We start from the raw sequence: 25293 nt of genomic DNA on the forward strand, positions 1-25293 counted from the left end.
GGCAGTCTTGTGCTGTTTGTCTTGGTGTACGAGATAACGACGCTTTATGCGCGGCTGCTCCGCGCGCTTTTGGCGCAACGTCGCGAGCGCGAGGCGCGGCTGATGACAGGGGATAAGGCTTCGATCGCTCACGAAGTCAAACAACCATTCTCGGCGATGGTTATAAATGCCGAGGCCGGCTTGCACTGGCTTGAGCGCACGACGCCCGATCTCGAAAAAGCGAAGGCGTCGTTCAAAGAGATCAGCCTTGATGGCCATCGTGCCGGAGCGATAATCGATGGCATTCGGACGATCTTCAAGAAGGACGGCCGAAACAGAACGTCGCTCGACATCAACGACCTCATCGGCGAAGCCCTCGCCTTGACGCGCGACAATCTGCAGGGACACCGGATATTGGTCGAAGCCGAGCCGAATGCACAGTTACCGCGGGTAAGAGGAGATCGAACCCAGCTGCAGCAAGCGCTTCTGAACTTGATCACGAACGCGATCGATTCAGTGGCGGCCAAGAATGGCGCGCGGGTCATTCTCGCAGCCACCGCGCGGAACCTTCGAAAGATGGCCAAGCCGATCCCGATGCCCACCCCGAAGCTCGCATAGAGACCGGTAGAGCAGTTCGGCCACATCGGCGACGGAGCCTTTACAACGAATACTGCCAGTCTTTTTCAAACGACCCAAATGAGAAGTGCACGATGTCCTCTATTTAGTCGCTCTCGGGGAAAGCGGAGTTTGCACACAATCCGCGGGGGGTCTTATTGCGCTAGCAATCTGAATGCGACGACCAGTGCCACCACGCTCGCGAAAATCAGCAGTGCGGGGAGGGATTTTCGGGTCATTGGCGTCGTCGAATGGCGCGCAGCCTTGACGGGATTGAGGCGATCGCCTGGACCGATCAGTCCCGCAACATACAGAGGACACATCCGCTGTCGGGTCTTCGATTCGGGAATCCTATAAAACGGGACAAAATTAACAATCTGCCACAGTAGTGCTAGTCTCTGGGACCGCACGACTTTACTTTCTGTCGTCGGCGTCCGAGCCTTTGGTTCCGGCGCTGCGCCTATGCCTCCCATCTCGCTGTAATAAGCGCTGGAGACCTCGCGAACGGCTAGGGCCGTGGACTCCGCCTCGTTCATTGTCTCGAGCCGAGTTCGATAGTCAGAAAGCTTTGGGCGCTGGACGGCAGGTCGTTGAAACCACCGAGGTTGGCCATCATGAGCCACGCGGCAAAATCCGCCTCAGCCTTCGTGCGCGCTTTCTTAGCGATACGAGCTTGGAGCTAGAGGACGTGGTGGTCGGATTGGTTTGAACCGGGCCGCGAAGCTGTTCATCGACACCATTCGCGCGGCGGGAACCCGACTAAACTGACAGGGCAGAGCTAAGTGCCTAAAGAAGATGATGTCGGCCGCAAAAACCTTAACTAGCCGAATGCCGTCGTGACATCGGAGGGCAGGTATATCGCTGCCGCCGGGCGGTTTGACGTTCGGCATTACGTTGAATGTGCGCTGTCCGTCTTTGGAGGAACCATGAGTTTGCGGATGACATTATTTGGTGTGAGTAGGGTAGGTTGACTGCCCGCCGCTGGCGTCCAGGCTGTCGGCGGGAATTTTATGAGTTGTGTAGTGACAAAGCGTACCAAGGCGTTGATGCCGGGGTTCATTAAACCCCAGCTGGCGACCCTGAAGGACAATGCTCCTTCAGGTGGTCAGTGGATTCACGAAATCAAATACGACGGCTACCGGGTTCAGGTGCATGTAGATCGCGGTGCTACAAAAATCTTCACTCGAAACGGGCACGATTGGACCCACCGCTTTTCGCACATCGCCGGCTCCTTCAGGTTGCGCAGCCGGACGATCTTCGACGGCGAGGTTGTCGTAGTTCATGAGGGGCGAACCAACTTCTCGGAGCTGCAAGCAGATCTTGCGAAGGGCCGTCAGGACCGAATGCTGTTCTACGCGTTCGACATCCTGCACCATAACGGAGAGGACCTCCGCGGCAAATCCCAGCTATACCGCAAGGAACGTTTGAAAGAGCTGATCGATATGCTCGATCCGCCGATCCTCTACAGCGAGCACCATGACGGTGATGGACAGGCGATGTTCGAGGCGGCCGCGAAACTCAACTACGAGGGCATCGTGTCGAAGCGGGCCGATGCTCCATACCGCTCGGAACGCACGGAAGCCTGGCTCAAGATCAAAGCGGTCCAGCGCGGAAAATTCCCGGTCGTGGGATTCATCAAGGACCCCACGGGTGTGGCCGCTCTCTACCTTGGAAAACAGGAAGGGAAAGACCTCGTCTACATGGGCAAGGTTGGCACCGGTTGGAGCAGGACCACCTCGAGCCAGATCCGCAAGGCGCTCGAAACTGTGGTAAGCCCAAAACAGAAGCTCACCAAGACGCTCAGGAAACCAAAGGCAACCTGGGTGGAGCCCAAGTTTTTTGCCGACGTCGAATACCGGGACATCACCTCGGAAGGACTTCTTCGGGCCAGCTCGTTCAAGGGACTCTCCAAAGGAACGCGCCGATCCTAGCCGCGTTTTCTCTCGAGTTCAGTGGAGTACCGGTTATGAATCCGGAACAGCGAGTTACGAAGGCCTTTTCAAAGGCTCAAAGTATTCTGGCCCGGTATGTTGAGCCCGGCCCCAGCGATTGCGAGCGAACCATAAACCAGCTGCTGGACGTGTTTGACGACGAGACGTCGTGCAGGCGGTCGAGGAATCGAAAATGGAAAAGCCCACCCCAGAACAACTCGTCGAACTCAAGAGACTCGGCGCGATGGCGCGGGTGCCAGATGAATCGGAGATCGTTACTTCGAAGGAGGCGGCTGAGATCCGAATCCGGGATCTGAAGGTACAAGGCTAGGGCGTGTACTCATAAATCGCTTATGTCTGCTATTGGGGGCTAACCGGGCCTGACCGGAGGGCGGGCTTAAAGGGAGCAACTGACCCACAGCAGACATAGCTGTGGCTGGACAACCTCTCCGAGCAATGGCATTGTTCGTCAATGAACAATGACTGCACGCGCAATTCGATCAAGTTTAGCACCTGCCATTCGATGGCGGGTTAGCGCGCGTCCATATGGTTCGTGCACCCGCCGAGGAGGCGGGTTTTTTATGCCTATCTCCCGGCTCAACGATGAAGGAGACTGCAATGCCGGGGAAGAAAATCACGATAAGGCGTGCTGCGGCGGATGATGCGCGTGCCGTCCACGACATCGTTTTACGGGCGTTGTGCGAAACCAATGCCAAGGATTATCCGGCGTCCGTGATCGATCGCCTGGTTCTAACGCTGCCCGACAAAGTCGCGGCGAGTCTCGAGACGTGGCATGCCTTCACCGCTTTTGTCGACGGGCGCGTCGTCGGAACGGCAAGCCTCAGCGGTCATGTTGTAAAATCTGTCTTCGTCCACCCTGACTTTCAGCGCCGCGGCGTCGCGACTAGGCTCATGGCCGCGGTCGAAAGCGCAGCGATCGGTAAATCAGTCCCCACGTTGGATGTGCAGTCTTCAATTACGGCGCAGCCCTTCTACGCGAAGTGGGGCTTCACGGTCGTTCGAGAAGAATTTTATGGCGAGGAGCGGACGATCGTCATGTCAAAGGCCATTTTGCCTGCGCCGGAATAATCCATTGCGTGTCCGGCGCTCAAACCATCGAGATGTCGGCTAAGGGAGGTACACAAGACACTTGGCCCCCCGGCGGCCACCGCCGCTTATGACCCAAGGCGGCCGCGCGGCTGTGGGCAGGTGTGCTGCGTTCAACAAGCGGCTTGCAGCCGCTTAAGGCTATCGATAGAGGCATAGCCTGCGCGTCCGATCCCATGAGGCACGAAGATGCCGTCCGCTGCCAAGACGCTCCGCGTCAGCTTTGTGCAATGCCGCGGCACGCCCTATGAGGTCGGCCGCGCGCAGGCTGGTGCCCTTGCGGTGACGCGCAAGGGTAAGGCATTTCTCCGCAAGAAGGTGCAGCTGCCGTCTTGGTTCAAGATTCGCAACGAGGAGCGTGCGTTCAGAAGTTATGCTCCCGACCTCTGGGAGGAGATCGGCGGGATCGCGGAACGGCTCAATATCCCGATGGAGCAAGCGGTCCTTTGTTTCGGTAACGATGGCTTGCGCATGCCGACCGGCGGTTGCTCGGCGATCATGAGCGGTGGCGTGTATGGCCGCAACTATGATTTCCGGCCACGGGGGTATGAGGCGCGGTTTGCTCTCGTGCAAGTCCGCGGCAGCTACGCCAGTATCGGCGGCAGTCACCAGTTAACTGGGCGCCTGGACGGCATGAACGAACACGGGCTTACCATCGGCTTGCATTTGGTAAAGGTGCTCCCGCGATTCCCCGGTCTCACCAGCACGTTGCTGGTCAGGCGGGTGCTCGACAGTTGCGCGACCACCGCGGAGGCAATCGATCTCCTGCGTCGACTGCCTCACGCCATGAAGTACAACTATTCCCTGCTCGACGCTGGTGGTGTGGCTGCCGTGGTGGAAGCAGGAGCTGGGGCGGTAGTCGTTCGCCGTGGCGACTGGCTCGCCTGCACCAATCATTTCCAGTCGCCGCAACTAAGGCGCCTGAACCGCCGCCCCGCGCACTCGATTGGCAGGCTGCCGCCGCTTGAAAACTGGGCTGCACGAGAACTCACCGCTGAACAGACCTTCAAGGCGCTGAACTTCTCTGCCTCGCCGGCTTTCCATAACTATGGCAACGCCCAAACGCTGCATACCATCATCACCGAGCCGCCCAAGCGACGGCTGCTAATTGGCATTGGCGGCGATGCCGCCGCACTTGAGGAAGACATGATGGACGTCGACTTCAAGCTGTGGGTTGCCGGTGAGGATCTGCCGATAGAGCATCTCAAAGGTCAACTCGGCTTAGGTTTGCCATCATCGCGGCGGCCGAGAGCGAGGCCGCAGCTCAAAGTTCAACCGAGACAGTAGGATGCTCAAGTCCGGTTGTGGCCCTTAGCGGACCTGTTGATCTGCGCATCCAATGTCCGCTTACTTGGGCGGTGCGGACGAAGCTATGCCAGAAGCTGCAAGATAGATTTATGAGTACACGCCCTAGGAACGGAATGACGCCTAGTAAGCCCATGAATGGCGTGCAGCCCGAGCGCTTGGAGGAATGCCTTTCGCCTGCGCCCTGCGGTCGCCGGACAGCGGAATTTGAATGATGCGGGGGCGCGACGCACGATCGCGCCGAATCGGCCTTGAGCGAAGCCGTTAGCCCTAGAGAGCCAGCCCTAGGTTCCTCTCAAGGGATGCGTCAAAGCCGCTAGGGGAGAGGCGCCTGCGCCGCGGCGGGTTCGCTTCGAACGGGTCATGGCCAGCAATGACGGGCTTCGTGCCCGTCCAGCTCGGCTTGGGGCTCGCTCGGGACTAAAATTGGGGTTTACACTCCGAAATCCCGTCAGGTAATAGGCTGCAATCCAGCAGAAATGTTTGGAAATGTAGCAGCTTCGGGTGGCTCATTGGGGATGAGTTCGGAGGGAATGAAGTTCCGCGGGGAGATCGTTCAGCTTCGAGCGATCGCTGTCCTGAGCGTTTTGCTCTTCCATTTGAAAGTACCAGGTTTTCAAGGCGGGTTCGTCGGCGTTGATGTCTTTTTCGTCATCTCTGGATATTTGATCACTCGCAACATTCTGCGAGACGAGGCGGCGGGCCGCTTCTCGTTCGGCGCTTTTTATCTGCGACGCACAAGGCGCATCTATCCAGCCCTGATCCTGACGGTCGCTCTGACCTATCTGGTTGGGGCGCTGTGGTCGGCTCCGCTGTTGTTTCTCGACATTGCCAAGGAGTGCACGCACGCGTTGCTCTCAATCGCGAACATCCAATACTGGAAAGAAGCTAGTCATTACTTTGCAGCAAAGTCGGACGAGCTTGCTCTTCTCCACTGCTGGTCATTGTCGCTCGAAGAGCAATTCTATCTGCTCTGGCCTGCGCTTCTGATCGCAGCAGCACGTGTCAATTGTCTCAGGTCAGCGATTGCGCTCATCTCCATTGTATCTTTCATGGCGGCAGCGTGGATCGGGCCCATCGACAGCTCCGCCGCTTTCTTCCTGATGCCCTTCCGCATTTTTGAGTTCGGCTGCGGCGCCTTGGTTCTCTTCGTTGATCAATCCACTGGCCGACGGGCATCACGCGAATTGCTGTCGGCTGGCGGCCTGGTTGTGATCATTGGTAGTGCGCTGTTGCTCCGTCCGGATACTATAAGGCAAGAGCTACTGGTCCTCCTGCCTTGTCTCGGAGCCGCGGCTTTTATCATGGCTGGAGACACGACCTTCGTCTCTCGCGCGCTGCGATTGCCTCCATTAATGACTGTCGGAACGATCTCCTATTCGTTGTATCTCTGTCACTGGCCGATCATTTTTTATTGCCGGTTCATCTTTGGCGACGCTGTAGATACGACGCTCGGGACCGTATCCATGTTAGTAAGCATGCTGCTCGTCGCGGCCATGATGTACCGATTTGTCGAGCTTCGGTTTATTGTGGTCGGCCCCGTAGGGCCGGGCCCCTGGATAGTCCTTACAAGGTTCAGCATCGTCACCGTTGCGATTGTGGCCGTCACGCACCTCACATTTGTTTCAAAAGGCTTTGCTTGGAGATTGCCGGCTAGCGTCATCGCTGACGGACGCCTTGATAGTCCCTCCGTCAGCGAGAACGTCGAGGGGATAACGAGCGATCCCCCAACTATCGAACTAGTCGGCGACTCTCACGCTGAAATGTATCTTGCTGGCCTGCTGCCATTGGTGCGGACCATGCGAGGTAACATCCAATCTGTTGGATCCGCGGGCTGCCCAATTTTATTCGGGTTGGAGATGAAGAACCGTAGGCGAGAGGCTTGCAAGATGGTGCGCGATGAATCGCTTGAGTTGCTGAGGAGCAATTCACGCCCGATCATATGGGTGCAGCGCTGGGATCTCTATGACGACGCAATTCTCGAGTACGAGGTTGAAGGCTCTTGGTCTCGCAACGTCGGATCTTTCACGAAGTTGGAACATGCTCTTTTCAGGACACTGAACGAGCTTGCTCGAGACAGACGCATCCTGCTGGTAGGTGCACAGGTGCCGGCCAGCTGCGAGATAAATCGTCCAAGGCTGTTGCAAGGTCCGTTAGGCCACACTCCGCCATCCCCTTGTCCGCCAGTACCGAGAGCAAGCGTCGAGGCGATGGGCGAGGCCATTAACGCGATGCTGTCTCGTGTCAGCGAGCGCCTTGGAAACCGTGTAGAATTGATCAAGCCTATAGATTACATATGCGACACCACCTGCGTGGTTTTCCATGAAGGACACTGGCTGTACTGGGATCCGACCCACTTTACCTTGGCAGGGTCGCACTACATGGTCGACCGGCTCAAAGAACCACTGATAGCTTTTCTTCAAGCATCGAACGGTATTGCGACAAGCCACGGTACTGCCGCGCAGTGAGGCGCGGCACTACTTTGGTTTATTTCGTTGCAGCATCAGCCGCATCGCGGACCGCATCCTTGACGTCGCCCGCGGCGTTATGTGCGGAGCCTTTGGCCTTATCCATCTTGCCTTCGGCTTCCAGGCTCTTGTCGCCAGTGACCCCCCTTTGCTTGCTTGGTATATGCAATCGCCTTCTCGACCTCCGCCGCGAGGCGGTTGAGGTGCTCGGCTAACAGACTGAACAATTCTCGTTTGTGAGGCTCGGTGGCAAGATCGCGAATGAGCGCGCACTCAGCTGCCTCCGTTCGAAGCTTTTCCGCCTGCGCTAGCATGTCCTTCATGAGGGTAACTCAGGGCTGCCAAATGGACTGCAGTAGGCACCCCAAAGATTACCCGATTTTCGTGAGCCGGCTACCTCGCGGAGGTTGCCGCGCTTGATCCCCGTCCACTCCCTCAGGGACTGCTTGCTCCTCTCAAGCGTCTTCTGGCGGCAGCTTCGCTGCCAGGTGGGGCCAGTTGCGCTCGATGATGCCGCGCAGCTCGGGATCGACTTCGTCGATGGTGGCGAAGTTCTCGAGCTGAAGGCGGAGTGCTTCCAGTTGATCTGGATCAAGCACATGGCCGCGGTAGATTTCGATAGGCATAACGTGCCAACTAGACGGTCTGACGAAAACCGGCCCATTGCCGACGCGCGCATCGGTCAATGGGCCGTTCCGGGTGGATGGCGTGAGAGTGTCGCGCCACAGACCGACATCTCAATCTCTTTGTTGGCGACTTCGTTCCCGCAACTTACGACACCGCGACAATCGTCTCACCGAGGACCCCGGCGACTACGCCTTTGAGCATTATGTGCGGAAGCCAACTAAAGACGAATACCGCAGCGAAGTCGATCGCTGCGGCCCGCGCCGTGTCCAAAAAATCCCGGGTGTTCGAGCAGACGCATCGAGCTGGACTAGGCCGCTTTGCTCAGAAAGAAGTGAGGCCGCCTCAGTTGGCGGCTTCTTTCATGCTGGCGGGCCTCTGTCGTTTGCGTGCGAGGACGTGAGCGAACGTAGCAACTGATCAGCTCGCTCCCTGGTCAAATTGGCCGCCATGTACGACCCGATTAGTGCTGGGCCCTTGCGTTCTCGATCGTAGACAACCCAGCCTTTGCCGCCCATTCGCACGAAATATCGACTTTGTAACGGAATTTGGTCAGCCAATGAAGCATGCTCCAGTTTGCCATAGCAGGGAGAGCATTCACCCTTAGAGATGCATTAGCATATGTGAATCTGGGGAAGCTTTTATAGGCCGCCGGGTCTCCTGAGAGTCGTTTGGTGAATGCCAGAACTTCAAACTTAACGTTTGTGGAAGAAACCTCTCTGCGCGTCCGTTAGCTGTAATTCACCACCGCACGGCAGTTGGCATTTATCGGTGATGAGAACGCCTATTGCGCTCCCGCCTTTCTCTAACGGAAAGGGGCGCGCCATGACCCAGCGTCGGCGTCGTTTCAAGCAGACTGAAACCTTGGAAGAGCGTCTCGGAGCAGAGGCTATCCGGCTGCGCGAGGAAGCCAAGAAAGTTCCACCAGGTATGGAGCGGGAGCAAATTCTGCGGAAGGCCCGCCGGTGCGAGACAGGCTCGCATGTGAGCGAGTGGCTGCGGTCGCCCGGCTTGCAGCCGCCGAAGTGAGGCCCATGATCCAAGACCCTCAGGTCGAGACCTACTCATTCCACGCGCGCGTTTGCTTGGGCATTGCTGCCGTCGGCTTCGTCGTTTTCGTTGCCGGGCTGCTATTGAGCGTCCTCCAGTAAGGCCGCGCGGGCGGCGGCCTCTCGTCACGCTGGCGGCCTTCTCGGAATGTTTTTGCAGGTGTCCAATTTGCCGGTAACGTTTCCCTACAGGGAGCGCTCAATGAAAGACATGCTGGAACATCTCGCGATCCTTCGTGAGCAGATCAGCCGATGCGAAGAGCTGAGGGACGCAGCGAAGTCGGATAGAAAGCGCGCCTTCTTTGACAGGATCGTCGCTCGCTACAGGGTCCTTGTCGTCGAGTTAGAAGCCATGATCTCGGAAGCCGCGAAGGAGTAGGGAAGCCTCAGTGGGCGCCCTCGTTCACGCTGGCGGACTTTGCACCCTGCTAGCGGCCGTGTCCCTAGCCTGAGTTGAGATATCTCCTAATTCCCCTGAGGAAGTGTTCACTAAGTAACACAGGTGATGGTCCCAACCGGGATATGGGTCCACATATGCCGGATGCATCCTCTGTCGTCCGAATCATACCGTTCGCTTGAAACGCAGTGCCGTCATCAGGCAGCCATCACGACAACACCAGCCACCAAGTTGGAGCTGCTGCAAATGGCTCGTGAATACAAAGCCTTGGCAGAATGGCTGATCGCGAAAGTTCAATTTTGCCAAGGTGACTTGTGGTAGTTGTATCGGCATCACCGGCCGAGGCTCTGCCCGTAGGCGTCGGTGGCTGAGAGACCGATCGCGCTCCCGCCTGCCTAACAGGGAGCGTCGCCATGCGGATCTATCGTCCTACCTCTATTGATCACGAGCAAGCCGAGCAGATGCGTGAGATGACGGAGAAGGCGCGGCAGCTTCTACGGCACCGCCGCCTGACACTTTCCTTGGGCGTAAGACGCACGAGCCGCCGCCCAAGCTGGATCGTCAGGAGTAAAGCACCTCGCGTGGCGGCCGTACGGGCTGGCGAGCCTTGTACTGACTTCCCGGAACGTTGCCCTAATTTGATTTTTGCGAGTGGCTTAAATTACTTAGGGAACTCATTAACATAATCATTGCCTCCCCAGAGAGGCGACGGCCATGTGCGCGAGATGCACTCAGCTGGATGAAAAGCTTCAGCACTATCGAAGGATTGCTGAGCGGGTGGGCGACAAGCTAACCACCGCAGCCCTCGACAATCTAGCCGAACAATACGCGGCCCAAAAATTGGCGATGCATCCTAAGGCTGAAGAAGCTTCCTGACTCCGCTTCGAGTGAGCGCGGAACACTTGGACGACACGCCCATTAATGGAGGGACCAATTTGGAGGATTGGCCATGGGATCGAACGTATGCACCCGCCTCGCTATTGGCAGATGCGAGCGGAAGAGTTTCACGTGAAGGCCGACAACTGCAAGCATCCCGAGATCAAGGAAAGCTTGCGTAGGGTCGCCAAGAGCTACGAAGAACTAGCCGAACGCGCCGAGCAAATCCGCACCGTCCGAGATGTGGCAGAGTAGCTGGTGATTTTAGGAACTGCCGGCGACTAACGTGTGTTAATCGGCAATGCCGAGATACTTTTTCAACGTCCACGATGTCCAGCCAAGCACCGATGATTTAGGCGAGGAATTGCCCGACGACGACGCGGCATGGCGTGAGGCAACGAAATTCGCTGGCGCGCTGCTTAACGATATCGATGGGAAATATCGCCCCGGCCAAGAGTGGTCGCTAGAGGTTATGGACGAAGCGCGGAGGCCGCTCTATTTCATCAATATTGGATCGAGAAAGATGAGGTGAGGCCGCCTGAGCTGGCGGCCTATTTCAAGTCTAGTGTCCTAATTCTCCGTCTGCGGGTATCTAAATCGAAAGGGGTCGCCTTTCAGCGACCCATGAAATGCCAGCCCCGGCAATGGCCATAGTACCGATCCCAAATGCCGAAGTTGATTCCGGACAACTACCGTCGTCCAATGTTTCTCTTCGCGAGTGCCCTAGCACGGGCTATGGCGGATGCGACTCGCGAAAGCTTGGAGCGGCTGGTCGCCCCAGGCGAAGCTACCATTGAGGTTCGGGACGACGCTGGGCCTGTCACGCGGGTGCGGTTCACGGTCGCGGTAGAGCGCATTAGAAAGCAGTAGGGCAGCCACAGTTCGCCACAGTGGCCGTGCAGTTTTCGACAGAGGAAGGCCGCTTCATCGAGTAAGCCCTCCTGCTACCACTCAAAGGTTGCATATGCTACTTTTGGCTTCATGTGGCGGGAGCGCGCGATAGAAGCGGGTATCGTCGTGGCGGGTGCGGCCCCCATCGTCATTGTCGCGCTGATGATACTCATGAAGTAAGGCCGCCTCAGTTGGCGGCGGCCTTACTCTGGAAGGAGCTGGTAAACCTCGCCAGGTTCTAGGTTGAGCTCCTCGAACAACCTTTGCTGCTTTTCTGTGAGAACGGCTGGCACAATTTCCGCCGTCCATCCCTCGGGGACAGCCGCGAGGACCAACGTCAACGCCTGCGTAGGCTTGGCTAAGGCTAGCCACATCTGCTTCGTTGGCCTCGGCGCGTCGTCTGAGGTCACTTCAACGATAGTGAATGAATTGCCGAACGACTCTGCCATCATGGCTAATCCGGCGGCGTGTTGCTAGTTGCTAGTTGGGCTGGGAAGTCGAACGGGACCGGCAATCAATCGATAGGTGGGCACCCAAGCGGTGTTCCAGGATTCCATGGTCACGCCACAGACCGAGCACTCGAAGCTGGCGATCTGCCGACCGGGAGCCATCGCCTCGGTTCGGCTATAGACCGCGCCGCACTGACAGGATCGATGATGAGATTCTGGCATGCCCGTTTATGCGCCAGAAAATCGAAATAGACCACTCGGCACAGCGTGAGCCGACAAGAGGCCGCCAACCGAGGCGGCCTTACTGTAGCAGGCGCTGGCGCAACTTCCTGACGATCTCCCGCAGCTCGGCGGCGTACTCCTGGACCACGCGCCGCCCCTCATCCAAGCGCGATGGCGGGGCTTCCTTACCCTCGGTCTGTCTTTCGGGGTCGGGCATGGCTCGATGGAAGGCCGTGGACGCCGATACCGTTTGAGCTAGATCAATGGACGGCGGCCTTACTGCTCGTCGCGTTGGCGGGGCCGTGGGCCGACCCTCGCCTCGGTCATTCCCTCCGCTTCACCTCAGGTCCCGAGGCAGCAATGGCGCGTTCAACCTCCTCGGCCAGAATTGTCAGATGGGCGGCCAGCCTTCTGAACAGTTCTCGCTTCTTGGGTTCAGTTGCCAGATCGCGGATCAAGGCGCACTCGGCCGCATCGGTGCGGAGCTTTTCCAGCTGAACTTGCATGTCTTTCATTGCGGTAGGTCCGTTCCTGAGCTGGAACTATACCGCGTATGTGCGGAATCAGACAGACCGGATTGCCAGTTTTTCCCTATACTTCTCAGGCCCCTGGAGACCCCATTACCCACGGCGTTGACGTTCTGCTGGGGCCGTTTCTCGGCGGCGACATTTCAGGGCAGTGCGTCTCAAAATAGCTTTCGGATCGGGTGCCCCATGATCAGAAGACTGATTGGCGCTTCGATAGTTCTCGGCGGCCTAGTCGTCGTCGCCGAAGCGCAAAATTGCCGGCAATATCCACCGGGACCGTTCCGCTTCCAGTGCAAGGCGGCGAGACATCCGGAAATCGTCGAGAAAAAGGAAATGTGCCGCGACGAGGCCCGCGCGATTGGCATTGTCAAAGCCAAGAAAGATCCCGCCTTTAAAGAATACGTGCACGCCTGCATGCACCGCCGATAGACTCAGTCCGTAATCGTAGCGGGCCCTGTCTTCAAGAGCCGCACATAGGTCCCGCTCTCATGCAGATCGAACCAGCCTTCTTCGACTGCATATCGAATGCCGGCGCCGAACTCCGGGCCGGTGCCTTTCAGGGTGTAGAGGAACGGTGCGTTGATCTTCTCGATGTGGATACGGCCGTCCTGAACCGGCTCAATGCTGGCAGCGAGCTGGATCAACTGCCGGGCCGCGGCTTCCGGATCGGCGTAGGGCCGTGCGACTGCAAACTTGGTCATGGGTTGCTTCAACGCTCTTCGCTGGGGTGAACCCATTTATAGGGCGTGATCTGCCTTGTCTGCGTTAGCTTGATCATGCGGGCCGGCGGCGCGTAGCGGGGGGTGCGGCAGGAGCGGCATTTGAGGGATGCTTCCAGCTTCCAGAGCGGCGTATCCCGAGGCCGCCGAATGGCGTCCAGCGGAAGACTGGCGCGGGTCTTACACCGGGCGCACTCAACCTCCAGCCAGGCAAGCCCGCCGTTGAGGCACTGGCCGATTGTGGGTGAGGGCTGGGCAGGGCCGCCGTAGCCTTCCATGCGAACGGACCAAGCTTCCGACTCCGCTCGGTCGGCCTCGCGAGCGGCTTCCTGGGCACGCTCGCGGGCTCCCTGGGCGTGGATCTTCGCGCCCATGATCCGGCCGCCCCAGATGACTTCTCGCGACTTGGTGCTCATGCGAGATAGATTCCGGCGAATGGGGCAGGAGGCAAGCCGCTAGCCCTAGAGAGGTCCGGCGACGTCGTGCCAAAGGGTTGGTCAAGGACCGGCAGCCTGAAGAATATTTTCGATATCCCGAAATTTCGATTGCTCCGTCGGGCAAAACAGTGGTTCATAAGGCGCTGGCTCCAACCATGAGAGGACCAGCTAATGGCCGATGAAGTTGAGGTGTCGTCCGATCTATCAAAGATCGCCAAGCTCAACGGAGACTTCCGTAAGAACTACGGGCCGCTGCTGGGTGCGTTTTTGTATCTGCGGTCCATCAGCGCCGCGCGTGGTCGCTCTTGGTTTTGGGCGGGACTGGCGTCCGTGGCCTCTTCAGCCGGCCTAGCGTGGTTATGGAAGCACGGTCTTGGGTGGCTGACCGGTGGCTGACCTTGCGTTCATGCTCATCAAGGCCGGACCACTGAGGTTCTTCCAGCGCTGGTGCAGAGTGCTGACGACAGCCGCGAATTAGCGGGGCTGCGGTTCGAAACCGACGCGCCTGAATGCCTCCGCCAGCGTCACAGACCTACTCAGCGGTATTGTTTCAGAATGTTCCTGATTGTGGTAGACGCTCAGAACCTATCGAAAAGTGTGCCGGACCCACTCGTTATGAGCTTCGTCCAAAGAGTAAAGCGTAAGCTGTTCCCGCCCCGAGAGGTCATCGAAGGGTACGAGAACCCAGAGCTCGTCGAAACGATCTTGCTCAAGTCGATCAACTACAAGCCCAGCGGCAACTGGCCGTTAGTCCAAGGCTTGAATACGGTTCTCGACTTCGGCGGGGGCGCGGGGCTGCATTACAAGGTCGCGCGCCGGCAATCCCCTGAAATTCGGTGGGCAGTTGTTGAGACGCCAGCCATGGTCCGGCGCGCGAAGGAGCTGGCCACTAACAGGCTGATGTTCTTCGAGCGGATTGAGGAGGCGGCCGACTGGCTCGGAAACGTCGATCTAATCCACTCCAACGGGGCAATACAATACGTTCCCGACGCTTCTAAGACCATCAGAGACCTTTGCTTCGTTCCTGAGCGACAATGGACCTGGGCAACTAAGCATCTTAACCGCAGAAGCGAGTGCCAAGCGGCTGGAGCTGCTAAAAGAACTTGATCCTGCTCTGAGCAGGGTGGCTGTATTTTTCAATCCCGACGACGCGACGTCCCCGCTTTCGGTCAAACCTCTGAAGGCTGCCGCAGCAAAGCTACGGCTTGGTCTTGAGTTGATCGGGCTACGAACGGAAAGAGACTTCGAAGCTGGCATTGCCTTAGCGGTGCAAACCAAATCGCAAGCGATCGCTCTTACGAGCAACCCGCTTTTTGATGTCGGAGGAAAACAGATCGCCGCCTTTGCCCTAGAAAACAAATTGGCAACTATGAGTTTTGCCGATTCTTTCCCAAAAGTTGGGGGGCTAGTCTCTTACGGACCGCATATCCGTGCGGCCTATCGCCGGTCGGCTTTCCTCGTTTCACGCATCCTGAATGGGCACGAGCCCCGCAGAGCTTCCTGTTGAACAGCCGACGAGGTTCAACCTTGTGATCAATCTAAGAACAGCGAAGGCTCTTGGCTTAAAGGTTCCAGATATTCTGCTAACATCGGCCGATGAAGTGATCAATGAGTGAGCGCTTCCTCTTGGGCCTTCTCCGAAGCATCGGCCCGCCCCCGCGAGGTTCGGATGGCGGGACTCAATTTGCTGACGTGCGCTCTCCGAATCTGGCCCTGAGCTAAACAACACGAAAGCGGCAGGCCAGGTCGGCAGTCTGGGGATAACCGGACGCCACACGATCGTTCGCTTGAACCGCTGCTTTTGACCCGAAGCAGACCTCAGTCTCCTTCAATCCAAATTCCTGCTTCGCTAAGGGCGTTCGTTCAATCGGAGCGATAGCAGGACCGATTTTGACCCAACTGCGACATTCGTTGACCTAAATCAATAGACTTCGTCGCCTCCGGACAATCTTCGATAGAGGGCAACGGATGTTTCTTACGGATCAAAATACGCGAGGCCAACCGAAGGGAACCGACCCATGGACAGGGATCGAAACAAGCCGAGCAGCAATATCAGCCGTCGCAACATTTTGATGGCGGGCACAACACTTGCCGCGGCTTCGCTGGCTGCAACCACGCCAATCCAGAACGCGCAAGCCCAGCAAGCCGCCCCTTCAACGGCACCGGGAGCGGCCGCACAGTCAGGCCGCAAGCCGAACATTCTCTTCATCATGGGCGACGACATTGGCTGGTTCAATGTAAGTGCCTACAACCACGGGATCATGGGCTACCGCACTCCGAACATCGACCGGATCGCCAAGGAGGGCGCGATGTTCACTGACTGGTATGGTCAGCAGAGCTGCACCGCTGGGCGCGCCGCCTTCATCACCGGACAGACGCCGGTGCGCACCGGCCTGACCAAGGTTGGCCTGCCCGGCGCGGAGCTTGGGCTTGGCCCGCTTGATCCGAGCGTCGCCGACGTTCTGAAGACCTACGGATACGCCACCGGACAATTTGGCAAGAACCATCTCGGGGATCGCGACGAGCATTTGCCGACCGCCCATGGGTTCGACGAATTTTTCGGCAACCTCTACCACCTCAACGCCGAGGAGGAGCCGGAGAATCCTGATTATCCCAAGAATCCGGAATTTCGAAAAAAGTTCGGGCCTCGCGGCGTGCTGAAAGCGACCGCCGACGGCAAGATCGAGAACACTGGTCCGCTTAATAGGAAACGGATGGAAACGGTCGATGAGGAGTTCCTTGCCGGCGCCAAGGATTTCATTGGCCGTCAGCATCGGGCCAACAGGCCGTGGTTCTGCTACTTCAACTCGACCCGGATGCACGTCTTCACACATCTCAAGGCCGCGTCGGATGGAAAGACTGGCCTCGGCATCTATCCTGACGGCATGGTAGAGACTGACGGTCATGTTGGGGAGCTGTTGAAGCTAGTCGATGATCTGGGCATCGCCGACAATACCATCGTGGTCTACACCACTGATAACGGCGCCGAAGCCTTTACTTGGCCCGACGGCGGTTCGACGCCGTTCCGCGGTGAGAAGGCCACCAATTGGGAGGGTGCCTTCCGGGTACCGTGTCTCATCAAATGGCCCGGCGTCATCAAGCCAGGAACGACCATAAACGACGTTTGCGCCCACGAAGACTTCATCCCGACGTTTGCCGCTATGGCCGGCGAGCCTGATCTTGTCGAGAAACTGAAAAAGGGCCACACACTCAATGGCAAGAGTTTCAAGGTTCACCTCGATGGATACAACCTGCTACCGTTCCTCAAAGGTGAAGTGGATGAATCGCCCCGCAACGAGTTCCTGTATTGGAGTGACGACGGAGACTTGATGGCGCTGCGCGTAGACAACTGGAAAGTGGCTTTCATGGAGCAAAACACCGAGTTGACTCCGAAAGCCCCGATGGGCCCTTGGACCGGCCAATTCACTAAGCTCCGTGGACCCAAGCTCTACAACTTGCGTTCCGATCCTTTCGAGAAGGGCGACGACAGCATCAAATACGGCAGTTGGCTAATTGATCGGACGTTCCTCTTGGTCCCAGCACAAGCCGTTGTCGCGCGATACATCGACAGCTTCAGGGATTTCCCGCCACGCGCCAAAGCAGCAAGCTTTACCGTGAGCGACGTCATGGAGAAGATTTCGACACCTGCGAAGAACTGACGTTCGGACACTGGGCCGGCCATTGCTGCCACTTGGGTGAGGTCTCCTATTGGGCCCTTAGCAGATATCGCTCGGGCTGCGACCGATGTCGGCGTGTGGCCCCTTAGCGGACATCGAAGCGGCACGAGTGCGTATGCGCGACCATGCACGCCTCGTTAAGGCACGCTATTCTTGACGGAGACTAGCGCGTCCTCTGATTCTGCGAACGAGAGAAGACAAATCGCTCCGGTTATAACCCTAACGCGATCTCGGCCCATTTCAACATGCGGTCGCTATTGAGGAACGCCAGCACCGCCGGCTCCAGCGACGCAGGCGCGCCCGGTCCAACCAAAGCCGTCGCGGCCACCATGTCGCAGCGCTGATTGTAAGCGAGAGAGAGCGCAGCGTTGCGATTTTTCTCGACGCGATAGGCCCGGCTGCGGCCGCGCATCGGGCCGACGATGATCTCTCGGCCGGCACCGATCGGCGTTGCCTTGCCAATCAGTGCCAGGTCGCCCATCTGCTCGAGGTCGCCGTCATCGGCGACGCCCGTGACACAATTGCAAAAGCCGAGCTTGGCGCGAACGTAGAGCTGGATCTCGCCACCGCAATCCTCGGCCTTGCAACGGAACGCCTTTCCTTTCCCCCAGGGATCTGCGCCGAAAGGCCAGTTGGTTTCCGTCCATACCGGGTGGATCTCGCCGGTTGCTGCCGTAGCGCGTGCCGGTTCGCCGGAACGCAATATCCAGACAGCAGCGGCTACGCAGAGCAGTACGACGGCTGCGCTGATCGCGACGAATTTACTTGTCAAGCGCATGGAAGATGCCACGGCAATTTTTGCTAATTCTGAGCCATGAGCTTTCGTGCGGCCGCGAGGTCCTCACGTGAGGAGTCGCCATTTTGCGCCATGTCGACAACTTTCGCGTAGTATTGGCGGGCCTTCACGGCGTCACCCGCCTTCTCGGCGGCGTGAGCGGCACCGATCGTCGCGCCAAAGCGGTTCGGCTCCTTGCGCATGGTGCTTTCGAACGCGGCCAATGCGTCCGTCGCCATGCCGCGTTCGAGCAGCATGGTCCCGTAGAGCTCGCGTGCCGGGGCGAGCGGTCCCGGTGTCACGATGGATTTTTCGGTCTTGTCTTCGGCATCGGCGGCAAGGCGCATCGCTTCCAACGCGTCCGCCTGTTTTCCCTGGGCATTGAGCTGCCAGGCTGTGGCGACTTGCCGCTGAATGTCGACGATCTCGGCCCAATAGGCGTCCTTGTCCTGCAGCAGCTTGTCCTGCAGCTCCGCCAGTTTGGCGATGTCCGCCGTTGCAGCATCGGGATTGCCGGAGCGCGAGGCGCCGAGGGCGCGGGCGAAATAGGTGATCGCATCGACATAGGCAAACCGGCTCGGCTCGACCTTCAGTGCGGCGGCGCCGTGCCAATCGCCGCGCTCGACCATATAGCGCGCCTGGCTGGCCGCTATCGCGTAGGGGCCGGCGCGGACGGCCGGCGCGTAGCCCGCGGTGGCGATCATATCCGCGATGACGTCGCGGGCCCGGCTGTCCTGCGCAAGCTGAAGCAGGGCGTAGACCATATAGTCATCGGCATGCAGCTGCTCGCTGGGGTCCTTGCCCTCCTTGGCAGCTTTGGCGGAACGGCTATTGGCGTCGATGGATTCCTTCCAGTAGCCGACGCGCGTGAAGATGTGCGATGGCATATGCAAGGCGTGCGGCGCCGCTGGCGCGATCTCGGAATAGCGCTTGGCAGCGTCGAGACCTTGCTCTGCGATCGCCGGATAGTCGTAGAGGTGGATCAAGTAATGCGCAACGCCGGGGTGCCGCGGCTGCCGCTTGAAGATCGGCTCCAGGATGGCGGCGCCCTTGAGCTGGTTGGAATAGGACTTGTCGTTCGGTGACGCCGTGACATTCAATGTAATCGCATAGACGATCTGCGCCTCGTCATCATCGGGATAGCGTGCGGCGACGGCTTCGGTTGCCTTGAGATAGGCCTGCGCGCGCTGGCCAAACGTCGTCTTTTCATCGCCCGAATAGAAGGCCAGCAGCGCGTCGACATAGTCGCGTTCGCGTTCGCTCTTGGCGCCGATCGCCTTGGCCTTCTGCAGCGCAGCGAGACCCTCGGCGAGGTTTTCCTTCGGCGCGGGGAAATGCGGATTGTACAAGAGGCTCAGCGCAATGCCCCAATAGGCAATCGCGCACTCCGGATCGGCCTGCAACGTCTCCTCGAAAATCTCTTTCGCGGGCCGGTACCAGAACGAGTGCTGATAGCGCATCCCGCGGTCAAAGCGGCGCTGCGCCACCTCGTTGCAGGACGTCTGGAAGTGAACCTTGCCAAACTGCTCGTCGGTCCCGTCGTCCGCGCGTGCGGCAGGCGAGGCGGAGATCGAGCCCATGATAGTGAGGGCAAGCAGAGAGACGGTTCTCAAGGCGAGCGCGCGCATCGGCCCCTCCGTTTTTGTTCAGAAAGAAATTTGGTCAGATGGCGCCCGATAAAGGCCAGGGCGCCGAATTCGTACTGCTGAGATTGGCAATGGCAAACTGCGTCGTTGGAAGGATTTGCCCATTCGCGAAACGAGTCAATAGAGAGCGCGCGGATGTGCATTAGGGAAGCACGCCTGTCAGGCTCCATCCGCCTGCGCTGAAATCGTGAGGAGATAGCGAAGCGTAGTCCGCCATTGGAATACTCGGCCTTGGCTCACCGTTGTTGGCAATTAAACTGGACATCGTCCAGTGCCGCTTCACACCGCCGCTTGCGTGACTACCCTTAGCCAGCAAGATTTCAACCGCCTCTAACTGGGTGAGGTTCTTTCTTGACTAGGTCCAGCCCCGACAGGTTTAACCTACCGCGAGTCAGCCGAGTCACAATGTCATCTAAGTCACAGTAGCTCTAAACTTTGAGTACGTCAGTTTGGTTGCCCGAGGGGAGAGCTCGCCGACGGGGCTGGCGGACCGCGAGCCCTCGACCTCGGGCAAGTGCAGGCCGCCGCCATCGCACAATCGATAGTCTGCACCCCGATCCAGTCAGATGGATGTTAAATCAATATCGAAATCTGGTGGCCGGATGCAATCGGTGGAGTTTTCAATTACCGCTGGTGCCCCAATCCGATTCCAAGATTGAGCGCTTTCTGACGGAGCGCGCCAACGGTTCGCTTCATTTCCTTTGAAATCTTCGCGACGGGCGTCCGATCCTTCGAATGCTTTTTCAGCGTCCGCAAATCCGCGGGCGACCACTCGCGGCGAACTGCTTTTGTCTTTTTGGCCAAACCGGCGCTCCTTCAGTGTTGAGGGCGCGGTCTAACAACATGGCGCGTAGTGCGCAACCCCGGGAGAAACTTTGCCCAACGACGACTTCAACAAACAAATCGGCCAGCTACCGACAAACGACAGCTTGCCACTGCCATCGCACAGGAAGCAGACAGGCGCCACGGCGATCAAAACTGCGAGGCTCCGCACGGTCAATTCCCTTCAGGAAGGTGGTTGCCTTCCGCGCTGTACGAACTTCTTGATCCCAGCGAGGGTTCGGGCGAGCGAAGCAGGCAAATGTCTTCCCTTGCGGGGCGGGATCACGATAAAAACATAGAGCAGGTTGAGCAGCGCCCAGCTGCCGAGCGCAAACAAAATGTACTTCATCGCATACCCGGGAAAATCCGGCGGCAATAATCAATCTAAGTAGCAGGAAGAGCGAAGCGTAATTAATGAGCTGACGCAACTGCAATGTTTGGTCAACGAACATGCTTTCGTCGAGTCCTCCGTCGTCGCGGTGCGTTCCCTTCAGGCCCCCGGGAAACGCGACCTTTAGGTCATCTGGTCCATTGCCCGGGCACGGGCTTCCATCCGGTCCGCGAAGATTTGCAAAATCCGAGCAGTTTCCGGAGGCAGTTCGTGGACTAGTCGCCTAAGCTCCGCAAGATCGGCTTGGATCTCGATTAGCATCGCCAGTGAGGTTGGTGTCACTTCGGCGGCTGCAAACCGGGGGACTGAATCCAATCGACCAGATGCGCGCCTGTCTCGGCAACCATGGCTCGCTTAAGCAAGCTTTCGCGCTCCGCGCCGGCGGGCAACTGATCGGCTCTGTCTTTGAGCTTGGCTGCCTGTTCGGCCATTCGTTCGTCAAGGGAGCGGGTTTGCTTCACTCTTCGGCGGTGCAGCGTCATTATATCGCTCGCCGATATATGCCTGATAAGCCCCAACCGGCGAAAGTAAGTTCAGTTGCAGAGCACGGAACTTCGTGGTCGCATGCACGCTCAACACTGTCTGTGCAGGAAGGCGCCGTTTGCCAGTGCGATCCAATCGGCGGCAAGTTTGAGCCAGGCCTCTTTGTCCTCCTGTCTCGCAGCTTGCGCGGCTAGCCGGCGGCATTCTTCAGCCTCGCCCCGAAACCGATCGGCGTCTTCCTGGCTTATGGAGCAGGATAGCCACAGCGAAACTTGGGGGTCTATCCGCCAAAGGTTTCAGACCCGCAACTCGCCACAGCAACTCATTTTTCTCAATGAGAGGACCCAGCCGCCTTGGCTGACAACGAACTAATTCTATCCATATCGGCCGACACGCGAGCGATGCAGCGCCAGCTTGTTAAAAAGGCCGATTAGGCCGCGTTGCCCTGTCCTTTTCGACAGGTGCGGCCCGTCCCGGATGGGCGCATGATCGCCACCGCTAAGGACGGAGGCATCACGGTGCAGCGCTACTATTTTCCGATCTTCCACAACGGAGAGACACAGACGGACGAGGTGGGAGAGTTATTTGGCTCTGCTGAACTGGCGGTCCAATACGGCGCCCGTGTTGCTCGGGACATCGCCAGCGATCCCGAATGTGACCGCGGTGCGGGCACGGTCGTAATCGTGGTTGACGCCCCCGGTGCCGAGATTGCGCGGCACAGGGTTGGTAGTGTTGGCGGAGCAAAACCGCGCAAGCTGCTTCACAACGGGGCGCCCTAGTTTTCATCCATTGTACCGCGGAGCTCGGACGCGCTCGCTCCGGGTCGCCGGGCCGACCACTCTCTAGCCAGTGATTGCCACCAACCATCCCCGCGGGGGGGAATCGGGCCTGATGGAGCAAAGAAGTCGCTACCACGTTTGGTATGAGAGCCCGCGGACGGGTCGCTTCAGCGTACTGGATCTTGCAACGCATCAACCTGCAATGGGACCGAATGGAAAACCTCTGACGGGCTTGTCGCACTCAACGGCCGATGCAGAGGCTGAGAGACTCAACAAGTATGCGCAGGACGCGCTCCCAGTACGTATGCGCAAAAGATAAAGCACCGACTATTGTGATGCCTGCGGCCCGGCGCTTCAGATTGAAAGCGGACTGTTTCACGGCAATCACCTAGCTAAAGTGGCTGCCGGTCGTGTTGCGTTTGCGAAATTAGGAACGAGATCTCGGCTTCCACATTCCTTTCAAATCCAATTGGGAGCCTCAGCATGGCAACGCAAATCGTGATGGATCACAGCGGCGATAGCCGACACTTCTTCGACAACTCCAATGCAAATGCCTTGGCGGAGGCGGAGAGGCTTTTCCTGGAATTTACCGGCAAAGGCTATACCGCGGCAGTGCGAACGGGCCCGGGTGAGGCAACCAGGATCACCACGTTCGATCCGACCGCGGAAGAGACGTTGTTCTTCCCGCGGCTTGTCGGCGGATGATCATCCAGTGAAGAGAAAGTCTGGTCCTGTCGGCCGCTGGAGCCTGCGAAGCTTGGCTGTGAGCACGTTGTATCAAGCAGCTAAGGACGAGAAAACGATTCAGGGTCGGTCAATGCGACTTCTGCGCTCTTGGCTCTCGCCCGAGCAAAGGGCCGATTTTTATAAGAGGGGATACTTCGACGTCGTAGGATGCGATACCGGGAGGCGGTACCGCATTCGGCGGGGAACGTCCGGTAACGTCAACGAGATCGACGAATACGGGCGGCTCGGAAGCGGGTGGTGCTTTGTTCCGCTGGGTGGCTTGGTCGAGGGTGACGTTATGCTGGCACAGAAAATAGCTCTCGAGACGGGCGAGGAGCGCGCCTTGAGCATCGCCAACAGGTTCCCGGGGCCGATCCGGTGGCGCCTGCTGGGTAGTCGTCCCTCAGAGGCGAGAAGTTCGCGCGTACGCCTTTATGGCGGGTAGAGCGCGCTTGAGATCTCGAAATCGGAAGGCCGTTTAAACCGTTGCACTCACCCGACACAGCAGCACCGACTCACTCCGGTGGGTCATTCCCTTTCGACTCTTGTAAAAACTTCGGCAGACGGCCTCGTGGTTCGCGGTCAGGGGGGCAGGGCGTTCGGAAGGGTCGCGGCCGAGCTTGGACTGCAGTTCGACGAGATCGGTGAAGACGTCGGCCTGGCGGCGCAGCTCGTCGGCGATCATCGGCGGCTGGCTCGCGATGGTGGAGACCACGGTGACCTGCACGCCGCGGCGCTGGACGGCCTCGACCAGCGAGCGGAAATCGCCGTCGCCCGAGAAGAGCACCATCTGGTCGATGTGCTCAGCGAGCTCCATGGCGTCTACGGCAAGCTCGATGTCCATGTTGCCCTTGACCTTGCGGCGGCCGGAGGCATCGATGAATTCCTTGGTCGCCTTGGTGACGACGGTGTAGCCGTTGTAGTCCAGCCAGTCGATCAACGGGCGAATCGAGGAATATTCCTGATCCTCGATGATCGCGGTGTAATAGAAGGCTCGCAACAACGTCCCGCGGCTCTGAAACTCCTTCAGCAGGCGCTTGTAATCGATGTCGAAGCCCAGAGTTTTCGCCGTCGCGTAGAGATTGGCCCCGTCGATGAAGAGCGCGATCTTATTGGTAGGAGAGGGCATGTGTGCCGTTTCCGAGCGAAAGTGCAAGGTTATAAGCTAAGAGAATTCTACATCCGCGTCGGGAAGTAGTCGGTCGCATTTTATACAGATAACTACCAAAGATCGTTGCGCCAATGGTTGCGCTTTCGGACACCTCGCGGGTGAACTGAGTTCGCGGACTCTGCCCTAGCTGAAGTTGTTCTTTCAAAATTGTAATGTTTGTTGTCTATTGTTAGGGCTTCTTGAAGGTGGTCGAACCATGGTCTTCGGCGACTTTGCTCTCTTCGATCTCTCGATTTGCAAGCGCGGCCGCACTTGGCGGTGGACTGTTTCAGAGCAATCCAGGAATCCTCTGTCGGCCGGCGACGAGCGCAGCCGGACCGCAGCCCAATACATGGCGGCTCGAGCCATGTTCCAGCTATTGTTGAGTGCTCCCTATCGCAATCGAAAGACGACGACGGGAGTTCATCGCCGTGCGACGGGACCAACCGAGGATTTACGTCCCGGGACCATCCGGTTAAGTTTGCCACTCATTGCAGTGCAATCGCGGTAGCAGGCGGTCAACCTGAAGGGAGCACGGGCTTCGACTGCGGGTCATCGCAGGTCTAGTAGGGATATCGCGGCCATTGAAGCGGGCCTTGATAGGCTTTCAGGGCCGGTCGGCTGAGCGTCCCGGCACAAGGGGCGGCACGCCCTCACTAATGGTCGTTCGGAGGACGTTAGCGAGGCTGCGAGGCAGTTAGACGGGTAGTCGAAGCCAAAGGTCGTTGCTGGACAGCGTACCGGATGGCGTGGCTATCTCCATATCGATGACGCGAAACGAGCCGGGCTGGTCATCGTACAGGTAGCGAAGGTGCCAGACCGGGCCAAGTTCTGGTGTAATAGCGAAGTCATCTAAGGCAGTCGCAACGCATCGAACGGCATCGCGATGCGCTATCGGTGCGGAGAACATCGCGTCCATCAGCATGGCAAGGCTCATACGCTCGAGGAGCATGGTTCGCGCGACTTCGTCTCCGTGGACGAGCCTGAGAGCCGATACGAGGGCCGCGATAGCGTTAGGGTTTTTTAGAGGCACGGCAGATTCGTTTAAGGAAGCCGGACCGTTGACGCAAGGGCGCGCGGGAAGCCGTGATGCCTGACAAGCCGATCAATGGAGTCGAACCCGAGCGCTCCGAAGATGATGTCCAACGCGAAGAGCTCGGTCCCCGCGGTTTCTCTTGCAAAGAGAGCCCGGCGAAGATAACCCCTCAGCGAGAGAATACGACGCCGAGGGATGTCGATCCCGGACAT

Annotated in this window: 30 protein-coding genes and 1 pseudogene; 17 read left to right on the plus strand and 14 right to left on the minus strand. The window is 58.4% G+C overall.

Going from position 1 to position 25293, the window contains the following annotated elements; all coding sequences use genetic code 11:
* Positions 1 to 9 precede the first annotated feature (9 nt).
* The 6 genes from NLM27_RS08685 (at position 10) to NLM27_RS08715 (ending at position 7405) form a co-directional block, all read left to right on the plus strand.
* Positions 10 to 597: a sensor histidine kinase gene (locus NLM27_RS08685; RefSeq protein WP_254142947.1), complete on the plus strand. Its 588-nt coding sequence runs from the start codon at positions 10 to 12 to the stop codon at positions 595 to 597.
* Between the two features lie 1019 nt (positions 598 to 1616).
* Positions 1617 to 2525 carry a non-homologous end-joining DNA ligase gene (gene ligD, locus NLM27_RS08695; RefSeq protein ID WP_375142237.1) on the plus strand — a complete coding sequence of 303 codons (909 nt, stop codon included), beginning with the start codon at positions 1617 to 1619 and terminating at the stop codon, positions 2523 to 2525.
* Between the two features lie 193 nt (positions 2526 to 2718).
* A complete protein-coding gene (locus NLM27_RS08700) occupies positions 2719 to 2856 on the plus strand; it encodes a hypothetical protein (protein ID WP_254142948.1) in 138 nt (45 codons plus the stop codon).
* A gap of 287 nt (positions 2857 to 3143) precedes the next feature.
* A complete protein-coding gene (locus tag NLM27_RS08705; protein ID WP_254142949.1) occupies positions 3144 to 3614 on the plus strand; it encodes a GNAT family N-acetyltransferase in 471 nt (156 codons plus the stop codon).
* A gap of 207 nt (positions 3615 to 3821) precedes the next feature.
* Positions 3822 to 4919, plus strand: coding sequence for a C45 family peptidase (locus tag NLM27_RS08710; RefSeq protein WP_254142950.1), 1098 nt, complete (start codon positions 3822 to 3824; stop codon positions 4917 to 4919).
* A gap of 551 nt (positions 4920 to 5470) precedes the next feature.
* A complete protein-coding gene (locus NLM27_RS08715) occupies positions 5471 to 7405 on the plus strand; it encodes an acyltransferase family protein (RefSeq protein WP_254142951.1) in 1935 nt (644 codons plus the stop codon).
* Positions 7406 to 7424: 19 nt separating this feature from the next.
* Here NLM27_RS08715 and NLM27_RS43955 read toward each other — a convergent pair whose 3' ends face one another.
* The 3 genes from NLM27_RS43955 to NLM27_RS08725 form a co-directional block, all read right to left on the minus strand.
* Entirely contained in the window at positions 7425 to 7511 is an 87-nt protein-coding gene (locus NLM27_RS43955) for a hypothetical protein (RefSeq protein ID WP_375142315.1), read from the minus strand.
* Positions 7504 to 7728, minus strand: coding sequence for a hypothetical protein (locus NLM27_RS08720; protein ID WP_254142952.1), 225 nt, complete (start codon positions 7726 to 7728; stop codon positions 7504 to 7506). Before NLM27_RS08720 ends, NLM27_RS43955 begins: the two co-directional genes overlap by 8 nt.
* Before the next feature lie 132 nt (positions 7729 to 7860).
* Complete coding sequence (locus NLM27_RS08725; RefSeq protein WP_254142953.1) at positions 7861 to 8091, minus strand: hypothetical protein; 231 nt, start codon at positions 8089 to 8091, stop codon at positions 7861 to 7863.
* A 1189-nt stretch (positions 8092 to 9280) separates the two neighbouring features.
* Between NLM27_RS08725 and NLM27_RS08735 the strand changes: the two genes are divergently transcribed.
* The 3 genes from NLM27_RS08735 (at position 9281) to NLM27_RS43960 (ending at position 10883) form a co-directional block, all read left to right on the plus strand.
* On the plus strand, positions 9281 to 9457 hold the full coding sequence (locus NLM27_RS08735; RefSeq protein WP_254142955.1) for a hypothetical protein: 177 nt from the start codon (positions 9281 to 9283) through the stop codon (positions 9455 to 9457).
* A 1026-nt stretch (positions 9458 to 10483) separates the two neighbouring features.
* Positions 10484 to 10606, plus strand: coding sequence for a hypothetical protein (locus tag NLM27_RS43540; protein ID WP_256569946.1), 123 nt, complete (start codon positions 10484 to 10486; stop codon positions 10604 to 10606).
* 46 nt (positions 10607 to 10652) lie between these two features.
* Positions 10653 to 10883, plus strand: coding sequence for a hypothetical protein (locus NLM27_RS43960; RefSeq protein WP_375142238.1), 231 nt, complete (start codon positions 10653 to 10655; stop codon positions 10881 to 10883).
* A 562-nt stretch (positions 10884 to 11445) separates the two neighbouring features.
* On the opposite strand, the gene NLM27_RS08740 is transcribed toward NLM27_RS43960, so the two are convergent.
* Both NLM27_RS08740 and NLM27_RS08745 read right to left on the minus strand, forming a co-directional pair.
* Positions 11446 to 11694 (minus strand): hypothetical protein, encoded by a 249-nt coding sequence (locus NLM27_RS08740; protein ID WP_254142956.1) that lies wholly within the window; start codon positions 11692 to 11694, stop codon positions 11446 to 11448.
* A 542-nt stretch (positions 11695 to 12236) separates the two neighbouring features.
* Positions 12237 to 12428 (minus strand): hypothetical protein, encoded by a 192-nt coding sequence (locus NLM27_RS08745; protein ID WP_254142957.1) that lies wholly within the window; start codon positions 12426 to 12428, stop codon positions 12237 to 12239.
* A 198-nt stretch (positions 12429 to 12626) separates the two neighbouring features.
* Here NLM27_RS08745 and NLM27_RS08750 point away from each other — a divergent pair, with 198 nt between their 5' ends.
* Complete coding sequence (locus tag NLM27_RS08750) at positions 12627 to 12869, plus strand: hypothetical protein (protein WP_254142958.1); 243 nt, start codon at positions 12627 to 12629, stop codon at positions 12867 to 12869.
* Positions 12870 to 12871: 2 nt separating this feature from the next.
* On the opposite strand, the gene NLM27_RS08755 is transcribed toward NLM27_RS08750, so the two are convergent.
* Together NLM27_RS08755 and NLM27_RS08760 are read right to left on the minus strand one after the other, a co-directional pair.
* Complete coding sequence (locus NLM27_RS08755; protein ID WP_254142959.1) at positions 12872 to 13141, minus strand: hypothetical protein; 270 nt, start codon at positions 13139 to 13141, stop codon at positions 12872 to 12874.
* 8 nt (positions 13142 to 13149) lie between these two features.
* On the minus strand, positions 13150 to 13575 hold the full coding sequence (locus NLM27_RS08760) for a hypothetical protein (RefSeq protein WP_254142960.1): 426 nt from the start codon (positions 13573 to 13575) through the stop codon (positions 13150 to 13152).
* A gap of 192 nt (positions 13576 to 13767) precedes the next feature.
* Here NLM27_RS08760 and NLM27_RS08765 point away from each other — a divergent pair, with 192 nt between their 5' ends.
* The 4 genes from NLM27_RS08765 to NLM27_RS08780 all read left to right on the plus strand — a co-directional run bounded on the left by NLM27_RS08765 (position 13768) and on the right by NLM27_RS08780 (position 17255).
* The gene (locus tag NLM27_RS08765) at positions 13768 to 13992 is read left to right on the plus strand and encodes a hypothetical protein (protein WP_254142961.1); all 225 of its coding nucleotides are present in this window, start codon (positions 13768 to 13770) and stop codon (positions 13990 to 13992) included.
* Between the two features lie 159 nt (positions 13993 to 14151).
* Entirely contained in the window at positions 14152 to 14703 is a 552-nt protein-coding gene (locus NLM27_RS08770; protein ID WP_254142962.1) for a hypothetical protein, read from the plus strand.
* 16 nt (positions 14704 to 14719) lie between these two features.
* Positions 14720 to 15103: a hypothetical protein gene (locus tag NLM27_RS08775; protein ID WP_254142963.1), complete on the plus strand. Its 384-nt coding sequence runs from the start codon at positions 14720 to 14722 to the stop codon at positions 15101 to 15103.
* A 511-nt stretch (positions 15104 to 15614) separates the two neighbouring features.
* On the plus strand, positions 15615 to 17255 hold the full coding sequence (locus NLM27_RS08780; protein ID WP_254142964.1) for an arylsulfatase: 1641 nt from the start codon (positions 15615 to 15617) through the stop codon (positions 17253 to 17255).
* A 229-nt stretch (positions 17256 to 17484) separates the two neighbouring features.
* Here the strand turns inward: NLM27_RS08780 and NLM27_RS08785 are convergent, their stop codons facing one another.
* From NLM27_RS08785 to NLM27_RS08805, 5 genes are all read right to left on the minus strand, one after another.
* Positions 17485 to 18051 carry a hypothetical protein gene (locus tag NLM27_RS08785; RefSeq protein WP_254142965.1) on the minus strand — a complete coding sequence of 189 codons (567 nt, stop codon included), beginning with the start codon at positions 18049 to 18051 and terminating at the stop codon, positions 17485 to 17487.
* A gap of 23 nt (positions 18052 to 18074) precedes the next feature.
* Positions 18075 to 19676, minus strand: coding sequence for a hypothetical protein (locus NLM27_RS08790; RefSeq protein WP_254142966.1), 1602 nt, complete (start codon positions 19674 to 19676; stop codon positions 18075 to 18077).
* Positions 19677 to 20318: 642 nt separating this feature from the next.
* Entirely contained in the window at positions 20319 to 20498 is a 180-nt protein-coding gene (locus NLM27_RS08795) for a hypothetical protein (protein WP_254142967.1), read from the minus strand.
* 202 nt (positions 20499 to 20700) lie between these two features.
* The gene (locus NLM27_RS08800; protein WP_254142968.1) at positions 20701 to 20865 is read right to left on the minus strand and encodes a hypothetical protein; all 165 of its coding nucleotides are present in this window, start codon (positions 20863 to 20865) and stop codon (positions 20701 to 20703) included.
* A 320-nt stretch (positions 20866 to 21185) separates the two neighbouring features.
* Positions 21186 to 21389: a hypothetical protein gene (locus tag NLM27_RS08805; RefSeq protein ID WP_254142969.1), complete on the minus strand. Its 204-nt coding sequence runs from the start codon at positions 21387 to 21389 to the stop codon at positions 21186 to 21188.
* 486 nt (positions 21390 to 21875) lie between these two features.
* Here NLM27_RS08805 and NLM27_RS08810 point away from each other — a divergent pair, with 486 nt between their 5' ends.
* The 3 genes from NLM27_RS08810 to NLM27_RS08820 all read left to right on the plus strand — a co-directional run bounded on the left by NLM27_RS08810 (position 21876) and on the right by NLM27_RS08820 (position 23340).
* Complete coding sequence (locus NLM27_RS08810; RefSeq protein ID WP_254142970.1) at positions 21876 to 22169, plus strand: DUF6894 family protein; 294 nt, start codon at positions 21876 to 21878, stop codon at positions 22167 to 22169.
* Positions 22170 to 22652: 483 nt separating this feature from the next.
* A complete protein-coding gene (locus NLM27_RS08815; RefSeq protein WP_254142971.1) occupies positions 22653 to 22874 on the plus strand; it encodes a hypothetical protein in 222 nt (73 codons plus the stop codon).
* A gap of 7 nt (positions 22875 to 22881) precedes the next feature.
* Positions 22882 to 23340, plus strand: coding sequence for a hypothetical protein (locus tag NLM27_RS08820; RefSeq protein ID WP_375142239.1), 459 nt, complete (start codon positions 22882 to 22884; stop codon positions 23338 to 23340).
* A gap of 70 nt (positions 23341 to 23410) precedes the next feature.
* Here the strand turns inward: NLM27_RS08820 and NLM27_RS08825 are convergent.
* Both NLM27_RS08825 and NLM27_RS08830 read right to left on the minus strand, forming a co-directional pair.
* Positions 23411 to 24024: pseudogene (locus NLM27_RS08825) on the minus strand (NYN domain-containing protein).
* A 718-nt stretch (positions 24025 to 24742) separates the two neighbouring features.
* Positions 24743 to 24970 carry a hypothetical protein gene (locus NLM27_RS08830; RefSeq protein ID WP_254142972.1) on the minus strand — a complete coding sequence of 76 codons (228 nt, stop codon included), beginning with the start codon at positions 24968 to 24970 and terminating at the stop codon, positions 24743 to 24745.
* Positions 24971 to 25293 lie beyond the last annotated feature (323 nt).

The organism is Bradyrhizobium sp. CCGB12 (genome assembly GCF_024199845.1).
GTDB lineage: Bacteria > Pseudomonadota > Alphaproteobacteria > Rhizobiales > Xanthobacteraceae > Bradyrhizobium.